Here is an 18,318-nt window from a genome sequence, read left to right as displayed (position 1 = left end):
TTTTGCAGTTCCTTAAGCGTCATGGCCTCAGTGTAACACTACTCATACTCGGCCCGACACATTGCCACGGTATCTTCTATCAGCCGACGCGCCACGGTGCCTGGCGGAGGCAACAGCGGTAAATCGTCGTAGCGATACCAGTTCGCTTCCAGCAGCTCTTTCTGGTCAATAACGATCTCACCGCTGTCGTATTCGGCCATAAATGCCGTCATCAGCGACTGCGGGAACGGCCACGGCTGGGACGTGACGTAGCGCAGGTTCTTCACTTTGATTCCGCTCTCCTCCATCACCTCGCGCGCCACCGCCTGCTCCAGCGTTTCGCCCACTTCGACGAAGCCGGCCAGCACGGTGTGAATGCCGTTGCGATGACGGGTATGCTGCGCCAGCAGGATGGAATCCTCCCGGCGGATTGCGACGATAATGCACGGCGCAATCTGCGGATAATAGCGTTCGCGGCAGTGGCTGCAGAGCATCGCCCACTCGGTTTTGCTCGGGCGCATGGTATGACCGCAGTAGCCGCAGTATTTGTGCGAGCGATAAAACTCCGCCAGCTGCACGCCTCGCCCCGCCAGCTGGAACAGGCCCACGTCCAGATCCAGCACCTGGCGCACAGATCCCATATCCTGGCGGCGAGGCTGTTGGATCAACCACACGGGCTCACCCTGCCACTCGCCGATCTGTAGCGCTGGCTGGCCAACGAGATCGAACGTTTCCGCCGCACCGTAGGGCAGCTCTCCACCGGGCAACCATAATTTTTGTTCGTGGCTGACGATCCACCAACCCAGATCTGATTTTTCAATAATACGATCCATATCTATTGCACTACCTTCGCTTCACTGACATGTTGTTAGCATTGTGGTTACATTCTGGATAAGCAGATTCAATCCTACACTTTGCGGAGTCGACCATGTTAAACCAGCTGGAAAGCCTGACTGAGCGCGTTAGAGGAAGTAATAAACTGGTAGATCGCTGGCTACATGTGCGCAAGCATCTCCTCGTGGCTTATTACAATCTGGTCGGCATTAAGCCCGGCAAAGAATCGTTTATGCGGCTGAACGAAAAAGCGCTGGATGATTTTTGTCAGGGCCTGGTCGACTATCTGTCCGACGGCCATTTCAATATTTATGAACGTATTATCCGCGAAATGGAAGGGACAACACCGTATTTAGCGGCCAGCAAGCTCTATCCGCTGCTGGAAGCCAACACCCAGCAGATCATGGATTATTATGATTCCGCACTCGAGAACGCCATCGATCACGATAACTATCTTGAGTTCCAGCGTGCGCTATCCGACCTCGGTGAAGCGCTGGAAGAGCGATTCACGCTGGAAGATAAGCTGATTGCCCTCGTGCTGGACAATGATTTGAACATCAGTAACGAAGAGAACGTCGCGCGCCCCGCTTGAGTTCTTAATCGTTAACGAGTAATTTACAACCATTCGCCCCTCTCACGAGGGGGATTTTTCTTGTCGGAGTGCCCAGAGCGAAAGCCGGGCTGAGACCGTTAATTCGGGATCCGCGGAACCTGATCAGGTTAATACCTGCGAAGGGAACAAGAGTCACACTGCTGTTGTATCGCCCCCCGGGCGATCCTCTCTTGCTTCATCCGTCGTCTGACAAGCCATGTCCTTCACTTTTGGAATGAGCTATGTCTACTGCAAAACTGACCCGCCGCGAACAGCGCGCACAGGCCCAACACTTCATCGACACCCTGGAAGGCACCGCTTTCCCAAACTCGAAACGCATCTACATTTCCGGCTCGCAGGCCGATATCCGCGTCCCGATGCGCGAAATCCAGCTCAGCCCGACGCTTATTGGAGGCAGCAAAGAGAATCCGCAGTATGAAGACAACGAAGCCGTACCGGTGTATGACACCTCCGGCCCGTATGGCGACCCGTCTGTTACTATCAACGTCCAGCAGGGTCTGGCAAAACTGCGCCAGCCGTGGATTGACGCGCGTAACGACTGCGAAGAGCTGAGCGTGCGCAGCTCTGCGTACACCAAAGAGCGACTGGCCGACGACGGCCTGGACGAGCTGCGCTTTACCGGCCTGCTGACGCCAAAACGCGCTAAAGCGGGCAAATGCGTGACCCAGCTGCATTACGCCCGTCAGGGTATCGTCACGCCGGAAATGGAGTTCATCGCCATCCGCGAAAATATGGGCCGCGAGCGCATTCGTAGCGAAGTGCTGCGCTATCAGCATCCGGGTGAAGGCTTTGGCGCTCGCCTGCCGGAGAACATCACGCCGGAGTTTGTGCGCGACGAAGTGGCCGCCGGCCGCGCGATTATCCCCGCCAACATTAACCACCCGGAATCCGAGCCGATGATTATCGGCCGCAACTTCCTGGTGAAGGTCAACGCGAACATCGGTAACTCGGCCGTGACCTCCTCCATCGAAGAAGAGGTGGAAAAGCTGGTCTGGTCCACGCGCTGGGGCGCGGACACGGTAATGGACCTCTCCACTGGCCGCTATATTCACGAAACCCGCGAATGGATCCTGCGTAACAGCCCGGTACCGATTGGCACCGTCCCGATTTATCAGGCGCTGGAGAAGGTCAACGGCATTGCCGAAGACCTCACCTGGGAAGCGTTCCGCGACACGTTGCTGGAGCAGGCCGAGCAGGGCGTGGACTACTTCACCATTCACGCGGGCGTGCTGCTGCGCTACGTGCCGATGACCGCGAAGCGTCTGACCGGCATCGTCTCGCGCGGCGGCTCCATCATGGCGAAGTGGTGCCTCTCCCATCACCAGGAAAACTTCCTCTACGAACACTTCCGCGAGATTTGCGAAATCTGCGCCGCCTATGACGTCTCCCTGTCGCTGGGCGACGGTCTGCGTCCGGGCTCTATTCATGACGCGAATGACGAAGCGCAGTTTGCCGAACTGCACACGCTGGGCGAACTGACCAAAATCGCCTGGGAGTATGACGTGCAGGTGATGATTGAAGGGCCGGGACACGTGCCGATGCAGATGATCCGCCGCAATATGACCGAGGAGCTGGAGCACTGCCACGAAGCGCCGTTCTATACCCTGGGGCCATTGACCACCGATATTGCACCGGGCTATGACCACTTCACGTCAGGCATTGGCGCGGCGATGATCGGCTGGTTCGGCTGCGCCATGCTCTGCTACGTGACGCCGAAAGAGCACCTCGGCCTGCCAAACAAAGAGGACGTGAAGCAAGGGCTGATCACCTACAAAATTGCCGCCCACGCGGCGGATCTGGCCAAGGGCCACCCGGGGGCGCAAATCCGCGATAACGCCATGTCGAAGGCGCGCTTTGAATTCCGCTGGGAAGACCAGTTCAACCTGGCGCTGGATCCGTTCACCGCCCGCGCCTATCACGACGAGACCCTGCCGCAGGAATCGGGCAAAGTCGCCCACTTCTGCTCCATGTGCGGGCCAAAATTCTGCTCAATGAAAATCAGCCAGGAGGTGCGCGACTACGCCGCCGCGCAAACCATTGAAGTCGGTATGGCGGACATGTCTGAAACCTTCCGCGCCAGAGGCGGCGAAATCTACCTCAAAAAAGAGGAGGCGTAATGTACCAGCCCGATTTCCCTCCCGTCCCCTACCGTTTAGGGCTCTATCCGGTGGTGGACAGCGTGGCGTGGATCGAACGCCTGCTGGAGGCAGGAGTTCGCACGATCCAGCTGCGCATCAAGGATAAGCACGATGACGAGGTGGAAGCCGATGTGGTTGCTGCCATCGCGCTGGGGCGCCGGTATAACGCCCGCCTGTTTATCAACGACTACTGGCGGCTGGCCGTTAAGCACCGGGCGTACGGCGTGCATCTTGGCCAGGAGGACCTGGAAACCACGGATCTGAGCGCAATCCGTGAAGCCGGGCTGCGTCTTGGCGTGTCAACGCACGATGACATGGAGATCGACGTGGCCCTGGCGGCTCGTCCCTCTTACATCGCGCTCGGTCACGTCTTCCCGACGCAAACCAAGCAGATGCCCTCCGCACCGCAGGGCCTGACGCAGCTGGCGAGTCACGTTAAACGCCTTGCCGATTACCCCACCGTCGCCATCGGCGGAATCAGCCTTGAACGTGCCCAGGCGGTGCTGGAGACCGGCGTCGGCAGCATCGCCGTCGTCAGCGCCATCACCCAGGCCGCAGACTGGCGGTCCGCCACCGAACAGCTGTTACAGCTGGCAGGAGCAGGCGATGAACGATCGTGACTTTATGCGCTACAGCCGTCAGATCCTGCTGGAGGATATCGCCATTGACGGCCAGCAAAAATTGCTCGCCAGCCGGGTGCTGATTGTTGGACTCGGGGGATTAGGCGCACCCGCCGCGCTCTATCTGGCAGGCGCGGGCGTCGGCACGCTGGTGCTGGCCGACGACGATGAGGTTCACCTCAGCAACCTGCAGCGGCAAATCCTCTTTACTACCGACGATATCAACCAGCCGAAAGCGCATATCACCCGGCAGCGGCTTAACCAGCTTAACCCGGATATCGAGCTGATTGCCTTACAGGAGCGTCTTGGCGGTGAAAGCCTGCGCCGTGAGGTTGCCCTTGCCGACGTGGTGCTGGACTGTACCGACAACATGGCGACACGCCAGGCGATCAACGCCGCCTGCGTGGCAAATCATACGCCGCTTATCACCGCCAGCGCGGTGGGGTTCGGCGGGCAAATGATGGTTCTGACGCCACCGTGGACGCAGGGCTGCTATCGCTGCCTGTGGCCGGACGATGCCGAGCCGACGCGCAACTGCCGTACCGCGGGCATTCTTGGTCCGGTGGTCGGCGTGATGGGCACCATGCAGGCGCTGGAGGCCATCAAGCTGCTCAGCGGCATGGAGGCGGAACGCAATACGCTACGGCTATTTGATGCCCGCTCCAGCGGCTGGCGCCAGCTGGCGTTACGCCGCGCCAGCCGCTGCCCGGTATGTGGAGGCCGCGATGCGCATTCTGTTTAACGATGAGCCGATGAGATGCGACGACGGGCTTACCGTTGCCGCACTGCTCGACAAGCTGCGTCAGCTCAAGCCGGGAACGGCGCTGGCGCTCAATCAACAGATCCTGCCGCGCGAGCAGTGGGAACATCAGCAGGTCAATGAAGGCGACCAGATCCTGCTGTTTCAGGTTATCGCAGGGGGCTGAGATGTTACGTATTGCCGATAAGGTTTTTGATTCGCATCTGTTTACCGGTACCGGAAAATTCGCCTCGCCGCAGCTGATGGTGGATGCCATTCGCGAAAGCGGCAGCCAGCTGGTGACGCTGGCGCTCAAGCGCGTGGATCTGCGCCATCACAGCGATGCCATTCTGGCTCCGTTGCTGGAAGCAGGCGTGACGCTGTTGCCCAACACCTCCGGAGCGAAAACCGCCGAAGAGGCGATTTTTGCCGCACAGCTGGCGCGTGAAGCGCTCGGCACCCGCTGGCTGAAGCTGGAAATTCATCCGGATGCCCGCTGGCTGCTGCCCGACCCGATTGAAACGCTGAAAGCGGCTGAAAAGCTGGTTCAGCAAGGGTTTACCGTCCTGCCTTACTGTGGGGCCGACCCGGTGCTGTGCAAACGTCTCGAAGAGGTCGGCTGCGCCGCCGTCATGCCGCTGGGGGCCCCCATTGGCTCCAACCAGGGGCTTGAAACCCGCGCGATGCTGGAAATCATTATTGAGCAGGCCACCGTGCCGGTGGTGGTTGATGCGGGCATTGGCGTGCCCAGCCATGCCGCGCAGGCGCTGGAAATGGGGGCTGACGCGGTGCTGGTGAATACGGCTATCGCGGTTGCCGACGATCCGGTCATGATGGCGCGGGCATTCCGCCTGGCTGTGGAGGCTGGCCTGCTGGCAAGGGGCTCCGGCCCCGGCTCGCGCAGTTTCCAGGCGCAGGCCACCAGCCCGCTGACCGGTTTTCTGGAGGCGATCTCATGAGCACGTTTACCGAGCGCTGGCGGCAGCTTAACTGGGACGACATTGCCCTGCGCATCAACAGCAAAACGGCGGCTGACGTGGAGCGCGCCCTGCATGCCCGTCAGCTGACCCGCGAGGATCTGATGGCCCTGCTCTCCCCGGCGGCCAGCGCGTACCTCGAACCGATGGCCCAGCGAGCGCAGCGGCTCACCCGCCAGCGTTTTGGCAACACGGTGAGTTTCTACGTGCCGCTCTATCTCTCCAACCTGTGCGCCAATGACTGCACCTACTGCGGCTTTTCCATGAGCAACCGCATCAGGCGTAAAACGCTCGATGAAGGTGAGATTGCCCGTGAGTGTGCTGCCATTCGTGAAATGGGTTTTGAACACCTTCTGCTGGTCACGGGCGAGCATCAGGGGAAAGTGGGAATGGACTATTTCCGTCAGCACCTTCCCGCCATTCGTCGTCAGTTTGCGTCGTTGCAGATGGAAGTGCAGCCTCTGTCGCAGGAGGAGTACGCGGAGCTCAAAACGCTCGGGCTGGACGGCGTTATGGTCTATCAGGAAACCTACCACGAGGCGACGTATGCCCGGCACCACCTGAAAGGCAAGAAACAGGATTTCTTTTTCCGCCTGGAAACGCCGGACAGGCTGGGTCGCGCCGGCATCGACAAAATCGGTCTCGGTGCGCTGATTGGGCTCTCCGACAGCTGGCGGGTGGATTGTTACATGGTGGCGGAACATCTGCTGTGGCTTCAGCAGCGCTACTGGCAAAGCCGTTATTCCATCTCCTTCCCGCGCCTGCGTCCCTGCGCGGGAGGAATTGAACCGGCTTCTCTGATGGATGAACGCCAGCTGGTGCAGACCATCTGCGCGTTTCGCCTGCTCGCCCCGGAAGTTGAATTATCGCTCTCGACCCGTGAGTCCCCGGCATTTCGCGATCGCGTTATCCCGCTTGCGATTAACAACGTCAGCGCGTTTTCCAAAACGCAGCCTGGCGGCTACGCCGACGATCGTCCGGAGCTGGAGCAGTTTGTGCCGCATGACGGGCGACGTCCGGAAGCGGTCGCCGCAGCCCTGACGGCGCAGGGTCTTCAGCCTGTCTGGAAAGACTGGGACAGCTGGCTGGGAAGAGCCTCGAAATGACGTTGAAACGCACTGCAACATCATAAAAAAATGTCGAGGCGCGACGAAAAGGCAAAACCGGAGGATTGTCAGCTATCGTCCGGTTTTTTATTGTCACACGGTCAGCAACGGATGCTGATCAGGGCGAAAAGCTTCTTCCTCGTTTCGCCCTGCCTCTGGCTCATTGCACAAACGGCCCCTGCCAGCTTAATAAGTATTTTCTTAATGGTTCTTAAGATAAATCATCCCGTCAGAAATCGTGTGCCGTATAATTCACCGCTAACCGCAGGACAGCGACTATGCTGAGAGGATATCGGCAGACGAACAGTATTCACCATCAGGAACGATGTACAGCTCATGGCACTTCACAGCAAAAAGCTCTCTTTTACCCGGCCCATTATGCTCAGCTTCGCGGGGATCCTCTGCAGTTTTGCGGTGATCGCAATAGCGGTGACGCTTTCGCAACGGAAGGATTTTCTTGAGGATTATCATAAGATCAATAGCAACTTCACGCACAACCTGGCGGTGAACTACACCGAGTCGATCCTGCGTGAAAACGACTATATCCTGGGCCGTGCCGCGATGTACTTTTCGCGTAACGACCGGCTAAACGAGACGCTCAACGTCAACCCGACGCAAGGGCTGCAGATGGTGATGCATCTGCAGAACCTGATGCCAACCGTCTCCTCCATCTCGCTGGCGGACACGCAGGGGCATTATCTCCGCGCGCCGGAAGTGCTCCCCACGGAGAAGAGTAAAACCTTCGATCCCCGGACGCGTCCGTGGTTTGTCGCTCAGGCCGAAGCCAGTATCTTCAGCCACTATACTCGCCCCTACATGGACTACTTCACCGGCCATCCGACGGTCACGCTCTATAAGCCATTGATTTCACCGGAAGGAAGACTGAAGGGAACGATCGCGTTTCATCTCGATTTGACGTCAATGGGCTACACCCTGCGTCAGATGGTAGCGCCCGTTCAGGGGGAATTCTTCGTCGTCGAACGCGACGGCGCCGTTGTGCTTCATCCGGATACAGGCGCGCTGTTCAAACAGTACGTTAGCGAAGCGCTGATGGATAAAATGACCAGCGGCGAAGGCCATCTTTACGACAAGAAAAGCAACGCCTGGTATTACTACTACTCGTTTACCAACCCGGACTGGTTTGTCATATACCGGGTCTCTGGCGAGACGCTCACCGATATCACCCGTCACGAAACAACGATTGTTGGCTGGGGGTTTGCGCTGGCGGCCATCATCATCATTCTCTTCGGTTTATACCTCCGCCACGCCTCCCGTAGCGTGCTGATGCACATTATCAATGCTATCAAAACCGGCGACGTCAGCGAGGCGCCGCGCCTGGAAGCGATGCTGAGCCATACGATTCAGTCCAATAAAGAGCGTGAGATGGCCTATGTGCGCCAGGCCACCCACGATGCGCTGACGGGCTGTAAAAACCGCCGCGCGTTCGACAGCGATATTGCGGAGCTGCTGAATGCACAGCAGCCTTTCGCGATGGCGCTGGTGGACATTGATAACTTCAAATCGATTAACGACACGCTTGGCCATCTGACCGGTGATATTGTTCTGCGCAACGTGGCCCGCGAAGGGATCCAGATCATGCAGCCACATCACGTCTCGCTTTACCGTTATGGTGGAGAAGAGTTCGCGGTAATTTTCCAGGCTGAGCAGATGACGTCTGCGCTGTCATTACTGGAAGCGTGGCGTACCGCTGTTGAAAATCGCGTCTGGCGGGAAGAAAACCTGCGGGTTACGTTCAGCGGCGGTCTTGGGGAGTGGCATTTTGAACCGCTGGATCAATTTATCGGGAGCGTTGATAACGCCCTCTATAGCGCTAAACAGCAGGGCAAAAACCGCATCAACCGAACGTCCATCAGCTAATCCTCTCTCTTTCACCCTGCCCGTTTCGACGGGCCGGGTACCCGACAATGAAAAATTGTAACCGGTTTCAGAAAATCGCCGGTTTCTTTGTGATGCCTGACACACAATCGCGGTAAAGCGGTTGTTGAAGCGGTCTGCACGGGATAATTATCAATAAACACATGTAGATCGAGGCTGATTATGAAGAACATCGTTTTATGCTGTGCAGCGGGAATGTCAACCAGCATGCTGGTTCAACGTATGAAAGACGCCGCGCAGAAAAAAGGGGTTGAAGTTACCATTAAAGCCGTTCCGGTTGCGGAGTTTAAAGACAACATCGCGACGGCCGACATCGTATTGCTGGGGCCACAGGTTAAATACGAGCAGGCTAAACTCCAGGCGCAGGCCGACCCGTTGGGTAAAAAGGTCGCGGTGATCGACATGATGGATTACGGCATGATGAAAGGTGATGCCGTACTGGAAAAAGCACTCAAACTTCTGGAGTCATAATGGAAGACTTAGAAACCACGATTATGGAACTGCTTGTTAACGCAGGCGCGGCGCGTAGTGCAGCCCTGACGGCGTTGCAGATGGCGCGTAAAGGTGAGTTTGACGAAGCTGAAAAAGCGATGGAAGAGTCGCGTGAATATGTGAAGCATGCGCACACCATACAGACGCAGCTTATCGGTCTTGATGAGGGGACCGGGAAGCTTCCGGTTAACCTGATAACCGTCCACTCGCAGGATCATCTGATGAACGCGATGGTCATTCAGGACCTGGCGGGCGATATGATTGAGCTTTATCGCCGGATCCCGTTGGTAAATTGAAAACATGCAGATGTAAAAAAACCCGCCGAGGCGGGTTTTTTATTAGCGCATCAACGATTACTCGTTGTCGGAACCACCCAGACCTGCGTTCAGCAGTTCTGCCAGGCTCGCGGATGCATCTTCAGCAGTCACCTGCGGTGCAGCTGGCAGTTCGCCCGCAGCACGACGACGCATACGATCCTGGTGGTACGCATAACCGGTACCGGCCGGGATCAGACGACCCACGATGACGTTCTCTTTCAGACCGCGCAGTTCATCACGTTTACCTGCAACAGCGGCTTCGGTCAGGACACGAGTCGTTTCCTGGAACGATGCTGCAGAGATGAAGGACTCGGTTGCCAGAGACGCTTTGGTGATACCCAGCAGATCGCGCGAGAAGGTCGCACCGATTTTGCCGTTCGCTTCAAGTTCGCGGTTAGCGATCTTGACGCGTGAGTATTCAACCTGCTCGCCTTCCAGGAACTCGGAGCTGCCTGCGTTTTCGATGGTTGCTTTACGCAGCATCTGACGAACGATAACTTCAATGTGCTTATCGTTAATCTTAACGCCCTGCAGACGGTAAACGTCCTGCACTTCGTTGGTGATGTAACGCGTTACCGCGTGTACGCCACGAAGGCGCAGAATGTCGTGCGGAGCTTCTGGACCATCGGAAACCACGTCACCACGTTCTACACGTTCACCTTCGAACACGTTGAGCTGACGCCACTTAGGAATCATCTCTTCGTACGGTTCGCTGCCATCTACTGGAGTGATAACCAGACGGCGTTTCCCTTTGGTCTCTTTACCGAAGGAGATGATACCGCTGATTTCAGCCAGGATTGCAGGCTCTTTCGGACGACGTGCTTCGAACAGATCCGCAACGCGTGGCAGACCACCGGTGATGTCCTTGGTACCGCTGGATTCCTGTGGAATACGCGCCAGAGCATCACCCGCACCAATCTGGATACCATCTTCCAGCTGTACGATCGCTTTACCCGGCAGGAAGTACTGCGCAGGCATGTCGGTGCCCGGGATCAGAACGTCGTTACCCTGAGCATCAACGATTTTCAGTGCAGGACGCAGATCTTTACCACCGGTAGTACGTTCAGCAGAATCCAGAACCACCAGAGAAGACAGACCGGTCAGCTCGTCCGTCTGACGAGTAATGGTCTGGCCATCGATCATGTCAGTGAAGCGGATGAAACCACTTACTTCGGTGATGACCGGCATGGTGTGTGGATCCCAGTTTGCAACGGTTTCACCGCCGGCAACCTGCTCGCCATCACCTTTCGCCATAACCGCACCGTAAGGCACTTTATAGCTCTCTTTGGTACGACCGAATTCGTCGATCAGCTTCAGCTCGGTGTTACGAGAGGTCACAACCAGCTTGCCTGCGGAGTTAACAACAGACTTCGCGTTGCTGAGCTTGATGCTACCTTTATTTTTCACCTGGATGCTGGATTCAGCAGCCGCACGAGATGCCGCACCACCGATGTGGAACGTACGCATCGTCAGCTGTGTACCCGGCTCACCGATGGACTGTGCCGCGATAACGCCGATTGCTTCACCTTTGTTGATGATGTGGCCACGCGCCAGGTCACGACCATAGCAGTGCGCACATACACCAAAGTCGGTGTCACAAGATACAACGGAACGTACTTTCACGGAGTCAACAGAGTTCGCTTCCAGCAGGTCACACCAGTGCTCGTGCAGCAGCGTGTTGCGTGGAACCAGAATGTCTGCAGTACCCGGCTTCAGAATGTCTTCCGCGGTAACACGACCCAGAACGCGATCGCGCAGTGGCTCTTTAACATCACCACCCTCGATAACCGGGGTCATGGTGATACCTTCGAGGGTGCCACAATCGTCTTCGGTCACAACCAGATCCTGCGCAACGTCAACCAGACGACGCGTCAGATAACCGGAGTTCGCTGTTTTCAGTGCGGTATCCGCCAGACCTTTACGAGCACCGTGCGTGGAGATGAAGTACTGGAGTACGTTCAGACCCTCACGGAAGTTCGCGGTGATTGGCGTTTCGATGATGGAGCCATCTGGCTTCGCCATCAGACCACGCATACCTGCCAGCTGACGAATCTGTGCTGCGGAACCACGCGCACCGGAGTCGGCCATCATGTAGATGCTGTTGAAGGAAACTTGCTGCTCTTCTACGCCGTCACGGTTAATCACGGTTTCGGTCTGCAGGTTATCCATCATCGCTTTGGATACACGATCGTTCGCCGCTGCCCAGATATCGATAACTTTGTTATAGCGTTCGCCCGCGGTAACCAGACCAGACTGGAACTGCTCCTGGATCTCAGCAACTTCGGCTTCCGCTTCAGAGATGATCTCGTGTTTCTTCTCTGGGATGACCATGTCATCAATACCAACAGATGCACCTGAACGCGCTGCATAAGCAAAGCCGGTATACATTGTCTGGTCAGCGAAGATAACGGTCGGCTTCAGACCCAGAATGCGGTAACAGGTGTTCAGCATTTTGGAGATCGCTTTCTTGCCCAGCGCCTGGTTGACGATGGAGAAAGGCAGACCTTTCGGTACGATCATCCACAGAATGGCACGGCCAACGGTCGTGTCTTTCAGGCTGGTTTTCGCAACGAATTCGCCGTTTTCATCTTTTTCGTATTCAGTGATACGCACTTTAACGCGCGCATGCAGAGAGGCCAGGCCAGCGCGATAAATACGCTCAGCTTCTTTCGGGCCAGTCAGCACCATGCCTTCGCCTTTGGCGTTAACACAGTCACGGGTCATGTAGTACAGACCCAATACAACGTCCTGAGAAGGAACGATAATTGGTTCACCGTTCGCAGGGGACAGGATGTTGTTGGTAGACATCATCAGCGCACGCGCTTCGAGCTGGGCTTCCAGCGTCAGCGGTACGTGAACAGCCATCTGGTCACCATCGAAGTCGGCGTTATATGCCGCACATACCAGCGGGTGCAGCTGGATAGCTTTACCTTCGATCAGGACTGGCTCAAATGCCTGGATACCCAAACGGTGCAGGGTTGGTGCACGGTTCAGCAGTACCGGGTGTTCGCGGATAACTTCGTCCAGGATATCCCAAACGACAGCTTCTTCACGCTCAACCATTTTCTTAGCGGCTTTGATGGTGGTGGCCAGGCCACGCAGTTCCAGCTTGCCGTAGATGAACGGTTTGAACAGCTCCAGTGCCATTTTCTTCGGCAGACCGCACTGATGCAGACGCAGGTATGGACCTACGGTGATTACAGAACGACCGGAGTAGTCAACACGCTTACCGAGCAGGTTCTGACGGAAACGACCCTGTTTACCTTTGATCATGTCGGCCAAAGATTTCAGAGGACGTTTGTTAGAACCGGTGATCGCACGACCGCGACGACCGTTATCCAGCAGGGCATCTACCGCTTCCTGCAGCATACGTTTTTCGTTGCGTACGATGATGTCCGGCGCAGCCAGATCCAGCAGACGTTTCAGACGGTTGTTACGGTTGATAACGCGACGATACAGATCGTTAAGATCGGACGTTGCGAAACGACCACCATCCAGCGGAACCAGTGGACGCAGATCTGGCGGCAGAACCGGCAGAACGGTCAGGATCATCCACTCTGGTTTGTTACCAGACTGAACGAACGCTTCCAGCAGTTTGATACGCTTGGTCAGCTTTTTACGTTTGGTTTCGGAGTTGGTTTCGTTCAGCTCTTCACGCAGCTGCTCGCACTCTTGCTCCAGATCCATGCTCTTCAGCAGGGCCTGAATAGCTTCCGCACCCATCTTCGCGTCGAATTCGTCACCGAACTCTTCCAGCGCGTCCAGATACTGCTCTTCAGTCAGGATCTGATGACGTTCCAGGTTCGTCATCCCGCCTTCGATAACCACATAAGATTCGAAGTACAGAACGCGTTCGATATCGCGCAGCGGCATATCCAGCAGCAGACCGATACGGGACGGCAGAGATTTCAGGAACCAGATGTGAGCGGTCGGAGACGCCAGCTCGATGTGCCCCATGCGCTCACGACGCACTTTGGTCTGGGTCACTTCAACGCCGCACTTCTCACAGATCACACCACGGTGTTTCAGGCGCTTGTACTTACCGCACAGGCACTCGTAATCTTTTACTGGCCCGAAAATACGCGCACAGAAAAGGCCGTCACGCTCAGGTTTGAACGTACGGTAGTTGATGGTTTCCGGCTTTTTAACTTCACCGAAAGACCATGAACGGATCATGTCTGGCGAAGCCAGAGCAATTTTGATCGCATCAAACTCTTCGGTTTTAGTCTGCGCTTTCAGAAACTTTAATAAATCTTTCACGGATTTGCTCCCGTCGGAGTTAGCACAATCCGGTGCCGGGGGTTAACCCGGCACCAGTGACCTGTTTGAGCGAGAATTACTCGTCTTCCAGTTCGATGTTGATACCCAGCGAACGAATCTCTTTCAACAGTACGTTGAAGGATTCTGGCATGCCTGGTTCCATCTGATGGTTGCCGTCCACGATGTTTTTATACATCTTGGTACGACCGTTCACGTCATCAGACTTAACAGTGAGCATTTCCTGCAGGGTGTATGCCGCGCCGTATGCTTCCAGCGCCCACACTTCCATCTCCCCGAAGCGCTGACCACCGAACTGTGCCTTACCACCCAGCGGCTGCTGAGTAACCAGGCTGTAAGAACCGGTAGAACGAGCGTGCATCTTGTCGTCGACCAGGTGGTTCAGTTTCAGCATGTACATGTAACCTACGGTTACCGGACGCTCGAACTGTTCACCAGTACGGCCGTCAAACAGCGTAATCTGACCAGACGTTGGCAGACCACCCAGTTGCAGCAGCTCTTTAATTTCAGCTTCTTTCGCACCGTCGAAGACTGGCGTTGCGATTGGCATACCTTTTTTCAGGTTCTCAGCCAGGCGCAGCACTTCTTCATCGCTGAAGGTATTCAGGTCGACTTTCTGACGCACGTCGGTACCCAGATCGTAGGCACGCTGGATGAATTCGCGCAGTTTCGCGACTTCTTCCTGCTGCTTCAGCATGGCGTTAATCTTGTCGCCGATACCTTTCGCAGCCATACCCAGGTGGGTTTCCAGAATCTGACCGATGTTCATACGAGACGGTACGCCCAGTGGGTTCAGTACGATATCAACCGGCGTACCGTTAGCATCGTGCGGCATATCTTCGATCGGGTTGATCTTAGAGATAACACCCTTGTTACCGTGACGACCTGCCATCTTATCACCAGGCTGGATCTGACGTTTAACAGCCAGATACACCTTAACAATCTTCAGCACGCCTGGTGCCAGATCGTCGCCCTGAGTGATTTTACGGCGTTTCGCTTCGAGTTTTTTCTCGAACTCGTGTTTCAGTTCGTCATACTGCTCAGCCAGCTGTTCCAGCTGATTTTGTTTCTCTTCGTCGGTCAGGCCCAGTTCCAGCCAGCGATCGCGTGGCAGTTTGTCGAGCTTCTCAGCTTCAACGCCACCGGCAACCAGCACCGCATAGATACGGCTGAACAGACCCGCTTCGAGGATCTGCAGTTCTTCAGACAGGTCTTTCTTAGCCTGTTTGAGCTGCATCTCTTCGATTTCCAGCGCACGCTTATCTTTCTCAACGCCGTCACGGGTGAAGACCTGAACGTCAATAACAGTACCGGAAACACCGTTTGGTACGCGCAGAGAAGAGTCTTTAACGTCAGACGCTTTCTCACCGAAGATTGCACGCAGCAGTTTCTCTTCTGGCGTCAGCTGAGTTTCACCTTTAGGTGTAACCTTACCAACCAGAATGTCGCCGCCGGTCACTTCCGCACCGATGTAAACGATACCGGATTCATCCAGTTTGGAGAGCGCAGCTTCACCCACGTTAGGGATGTCAGCGGTGATCTCTTCTGGCCCCAGCTTGGTGTCACGGGACACACACGCCAGTTCCTGAATGTGGATGGTGGTGAAACGATCTTCCTGAACCACACGCTCGGAGACGAGGATGGAGTCTTCGAAGTTGTAACCGTTCCACGGCATGAACGCTACGCGCATGTTCTGACCGAGCGCCAGTTCACCGAGGTCGGTGGACGGACCGTCTGCCAGCACGTCGCCGCGCTCAACTGGCTCACCCAGAGATACGCAAGGCATCTGGTTGATACAGGTGTTCTGGTTAGAACGGGTGTATTTGGTCAGGTTATAAATGTCGATACCTGCTTCGCCCGGATACATCTCGTCTTCGTTAACTTTGATAACGATACGGGATGCGTCGACGTACTGAACAGTACCGCCACGTTTAGCAACCGCAGTAACACCGGAGTCAACGGCAACAGCACGTTCCATACCGGTACCAACCAGCGGCTTATCAGCGCGCAGAGTTGGAACGGCCTGACGTTGCATGTTCGCACCCATCAATGCACGGTTGGCGTCATCGTGTTCCAGGAACGGGATCAGGGACGCACCGACGGATACCACCTGCTGGGTGGATACGTCCATGTAGTCAACCTGGTCGCGGCTGAACAGGCTTGATTCGCCTTTGCTACGGCAGGTAACCAGATCTTCTACAAAGTGGCCTTCGTCATCCAGGTTGGAGTTCGCCTGAGCGATAACGTAGTTGCCTTCTTCGATAGCAGACAGGTAGTGAATTTCGTCGGTTACAACACCGTCGGTCACTTTACGGTACGGGGTCTCGAGGAAACCGTATTCGTTCGTCTGTGCGTACACGGACAGGGAGTTGATCAGACCGATGTTTGGACCTTCAGGCGTTTCGATTGGACATACGCGACCGTAGTGCGTCGGGTGTACGTCTCGAACTTCAAAGCCTGCACGTTCACGGGTCAGACCGCCTGGGCCGAGTGCAGAGATACGACGTTTGTGCGTGATCTCAGACAGCGGGTTGTTCTGGTCCATGAACTGAGACAGCTGGCTTGAACCGAAGAACTCTTTCACTGCTGCAGAAATCGGCTTGGCGTTGATCATATCCTGAGGCATCAGGGTATCCAGATCGCCCAGAGACAGACGCTCTTTCACCGCACGCTCTACACGTACCAGGCCAACGCGGAATTGGTTTTCCGCCATTTCGCCTACGGAACGGATACGACGGTTGCCGAGGTGGTCGATATCGTCCACTTCGCCTTTACCGTTACGGATATCGATGAGCTTCTTCATCACTTCGATGATGTCGTCTTTGCTCAGGATACCGGAACCTTCGATTTCGTCGCGCAGCAGAGAACGGTTGAACTTCATACGACCAACCGCGGACAGATCGTAGCGGTCTTCGGAGAAGAACAGGTTCTCGAACAGGCTTTCCGCCGCTTCGCGAGTTGGTGGCTCACCAGGACGCATCATGCGGTAAATTTCTACCAGCGCGCTCAGACGATCGGTGGTTGGGTCGACGCGAATAGTCTCAGAGATATACGCACCGTGGTCCAGATCGTTGGTGAACAGCGTTTCGATACGTTTGTGGCCAGACTGGCTCAGCTTAGCCAGCAGATCCAGGCTCAGCTCCATGTTCGCTGGGCAGATCAGCTCGCCAGTTGATTCATCAACGTAATCTTTCGCGGCTACTTTTCCAGCAATGTACTCAACCGGAACTTCGATGAGTTTGATATCATCTTTTTCCAGCTGGCGGATGTGGCGCGCGGTGATACGGCGACCTTTTTCCACATACACTTTGCCGTCGGCTTCGATGTCGAACGACGCGGTCTCACCACGCAGACGTTCCGGCACCAGCTCCATCTGCAGCTTGTTGTCGCGGATTTCAAAGATCACTTTCTCAAAGAACAGGTCCAGGATCTGTTCAGTGGTGTATTGCAGCGCACGCAGAATGATGGTTGCAGGCAGCTTACGACGACGGTCGATACGGACAAACAGGTTGTCTTTCGGATCGAACTCAAAGTCCAGCCATGAACCACGGTAAGGAATGATGCGTGCGTTATACAGTACTTTACCGGAAGAGTGTGTTTTACCTTTATCGCTGTCGAAGAAGACGCCCGGGCTACGATGCAGCTGGGAAACGATAACACGCTCAGTACCGTTGATAACGAAAGTACCGTTGTCTGTCATGAGTGGAATTTCACCCATGTAGACTTCTTGTTCTTTAATGTCTTTAACGGTGCCTTCCGGCGCTTCGCGCTCGTAAATCACCAGACGCAGTTTTACGCGCAGCGGTGCGGAATAGGTCACGCCACGGATCTGACATTCCTGAACGTCAAACACCGGTTCGCCAAGGCGGTAGCTGACGTACTGCAGCTCGGAGTTACCGCTGTAGCTCTGAATCGGGAACACGGAACGGAAGGCTGCTTCCAGACCGTACTGCCCTTCAGGATCTTGCTCGATAAACTTCTGGAACGAGTCAAGCTGGATAGAAAGGAGATATGGAATGTCCAGAACTTGTGGACGTTTACCAAAATCCTTACGAATACGTTTTTTCTCGGTATAGGAGTAAACCATAGGGTTCCTCAGCTCGCTGACAAGTCGACCCATCTGTCCGACGAAGGGACAGTTTGTGCAACACCATTTTGTGGACCGGAAAATTGAATACTTTCCGCAATACCTGTTGCTATCACGCTTAAATCATTTCGTCGCGATTTACACAGAGCGAGCACCCTGTCGCAATATATTAAGTCGTCGATAGAAACATGCATTGTCAGGACAATCAGCAGTCAAACAGTGTGAAATGCTACTGATGCCTT

At 55.6% G+C, this 18,318-nt stretch carries 13 protein-coding genes and 1 riboswitch; of the genes, 10 read left to right on the top strand and 3 right to left on the bottom strand.

Annotated elements, in window-relative coordinates; genetic code table 11:
* Positions 1-38: 38 nt before the first annotated feature.
* Positions 39-812, bottom strand: a complete 774-nt coding sequence (gene nudC / locus V1587_RS03860; protein ID WP_371899860.1) for an NAD(+) diphosphatase — start codon at positions 810-812, stop codon at positions 39-41.
* Positions 813-907: 95 nt separating this feature from the next.
* Here nudC and V1587_RS03855 point away from each other — a divergent pair, with 95 nt between their 5' ends.
* From V1587_RS03855 to V1587_RS03810, 10 genes are all read left to right on the top strand, one after another.
* Positions 908-1,405 carry an Rsd/AlgQ family anti-sigma factor gene (locus V1587_RS03855; RefSeq protein ID WP_023334107.1) on the top strand — a complete coding sequence of 166 codons (498 nt, stop codon included), beginning with the start codon at positions 908-910 and terminating at the stop codon, positions 1,403-1,405.
* A 54-nt stretch (positions 1,406-1,459) separates the two neighbouring features.
* A riboswitch (TPP riboswitch) is annotated at positions 1,460-1,568 on the top strand.
* Positions 1,569-1,647: 79 nt separating this feature from the next.
* Complete coding sequence (gene thiC / locus V1587_RS03850) at positions 1,648-3,543, top strand: phosphomethylpyrimidine synthase ThiC (RefSeq protein ID WP_395314506.1); 1,896 nt, start codon at positions 1,648-1,650, stop codon at positions 3,541-3,543.
* Complete coding sequence (gene thiE, locus V1587_RS03845; protein ID WP_371899858.1) at positions 3,543-4,184, top strand: thiamine phosphate synthase; 642 nt, start codon at positions 3,543-3,545, stop codon at positions 4,182-4,184. The genes thiC and thiE overlap by 1 nt, the downstream gene beginning before the upstream one ends.
* Positions 4,171-4,926: a ThiF family adenylyltransferase gene (locus tag V1587_RS03840; protein ID WP_371899857.1), complete on the top strand. Its 756-nt coding sequence runs from the start codon at positions 4,171-4,173 to the stop codon at positions 4,924-4,926. The genes thiE and V1587_RS03840 overlap by 14 nt, the downstream gene beginning before the upstream one ends.
* Positions 4,910-5,110: a sulfur carrier protein ThiS gene (thiS, locus tag V1587_RS03835; protein WP_032644502.1), complete on the top strand. Its 201-nt coding sequence runs from the start codon at positions 4,910-4,912 to the stop codon at positions 5,108-5,110. The genes V1587_RS03840 and thiS overlap by 17 nt, the downstream gene beginning before the upstream one ends.
* 1 nt (position 5,111) lies before the next feature.
* Positions 5,112-5,882 (top strand): thiazole synthase, encoded by a 771-nt coding sequence (gene thiG, locus V1587_RS03830; RefSeq protein ID WP_048226928.1) that lies wholly within the window; start codon positions 5,112-5,114, stop codon positions 5,880-5,882.
* A complete protein-coding gene (gene thiH / locus V1587_RS03825; RefSeq protein WP_371899856.1) occupies positions 5,879-7,006 on the top strand; it encodes a 2-iminoacetate synthase ThiH in 1,128 nt (375 codons plus the stop codon). Before thiG ends, thiH begins: the two co-directional genes overlap by 4 nt.
* A gap of 336 nt (positions 7,007-7,342) precedes the next feature.
* A complete protein-coding gene (locus V1587_RS03820) occupies positions 7,343-8,884 on the top strand; it encodes a diguanylate cyclase domain-containing protein (RefSeq protein WP_371899855.1) in 1,542 nt (513 codons plus the stop codon).
* A gap of 180 nt (positions 8,885-9,064) precedes the next feature.
* Positions 9,065-9,373 (top strand): PTS sugar transporter subunit IIB, encoded by a 309-nt coding sequence (locus tag V1587_RS03815; protein WP_010425948.1) that lies wholly within the window; start codon positions 9,065-9,067, stop codon positions 9,371-9,373.
* The gene (locus V1587_RS03810) at positions 9,373-9,690 is read left to right on the top strand and encodes a PTS lactose/cellobiose transporter subunit IIA (RefSeq protein WP_008503455.1); all 318 of its coding nucleotides are present in this window, start codon (positions 9,373-9,375) and stop codon (positions 9,688-9,690) included. Before V1587_RS03815 ends, V1587_RS03810 begins: the two co-directional genes overlap by 1 nt.
* Before the next feature lie 57 nt (positions 9,691-9,747).
* Here V1587_RS03810 and rpoC read toward each other — a convergent pair whose 3' ends face one another.
* Positions 9,748-13,971 (bottom strand): DNA-directed RNA polymerase subunit beta', encoded by a 4,224-nt coding sequence (gene rpoC, locus V1587_RS03805; RefSeq protein ID WP_023309968.1) that lies wholly within the window; start codon positions 13,969-13,971, stop codon positions 9,748-9,750.
* 76 nt (positions 13,972-14,047) lie between these two features.
* Positions 14,048-18,076, bottom strand: coding sequence for a DNA-directed RNA polymerase subunit beta (rpoB, locus tag V1587_RS03800; RefSeq protein ID WP_023334099.1), 4,029 nt, complete (start codon positions 18,074-18,076; stop codon positions 14,048-14,050).
* Positions 18,077-18,318 lie beyond the last annotated feature (242 nt).

Origin of the sequence: Enterobacter sp. ECC-249, from assembly GCF_043965265.1 — a bacterium.
GTDB classification, from domain to species: domain Bacteria; phylum Pseudomonadota; class Gammaproteobacteria; order Enterobacterales; family Enterobacteriaceae; genus Enterobacter; species Enterobacter quasiroggenkampii.
The sequence above is the reverse complement of the archived record's forward strand: the minus strand, read 5'-3'. Positions and strand labels throughout refer to the sequence as shown.

Coding starts and splice junctions, on each gene's coding strand:
- nudC (WP_371899860.1), bottom strand. CDS start 812: ATGGATCGTATTATTGAAAAATCAGATCTGGGTTGGTGGATCGTCAGC.
- V1587_RS03855 (WP_023334107.1), top strand. CDS start 908: ATGTTAAACCAGCTGGAAAGCCTGACTGAGCGCGTTAGAGGAAGTAAT.
- thiC (WP_395314506.1), top strand. CDS start 1,648: ATGTCTACTGCAAAACTGACCCGCCGCGAACAGCGCGCACAGGCCCAA.
- thiE (WP_371899858.1), top strand. CDS start 3,543: ATGTACCAGCCCGATTTCCCTCCCGTCCCCTACCGTTTAGGGCTCTAT.
- V1587_RS03840 (WP_371899857.1), top strand. CDS start 4,171: ATGAACGATCGTGACTTTATGCGCTACAGCCGTCAGATCCTGCTGGAG.
- thiS (WP_032644502.1), top strand. CDS start 4,910: ATGCGCATTCTGTTTAACGATGAGCCGATGAGATGCGACGACGGGCTT.
- thiG (WP_048226928.1), top strand. CDS start 5,112: ATGTTACGTATTGCCGATAAGGTTTTTGATTCGCATCTGTTTACCGGT.
- thiH (WP_371899856.1), top strand. CDS start 5,879: ATGAGCACGTTTACCGAGCGCTGGCGGCAGCTTAACTGGGACGACATT.
- V1587_RS03820 (WP_371899855.1), top strand. CDS start 7,343: ATGGCACTTCACAGCAAAAAGCTCTCTTTTACCCGGCCCATTATGCTC.
- V1587_RS03815 (WP_010425948.1), top strand. CDS start 9,065: ATGAAGAACATCGTTTTATGCTGTGCAGCGGGAATGTCAACCAGCATG.
- V1587_RS03810 (WP_008503455.1), top strand. CDS start 9,373: ATGGAAGACTTAGAAACCACGATTATGGAACTGCTTGTTAACGCAGGC.
- rpoB (WP_023334099.1), bottom strand. CDS start 18,076: ATGGTTTACTCCTATACCGAGAAAAAACGTATTCGTAAGGATTTTGGT.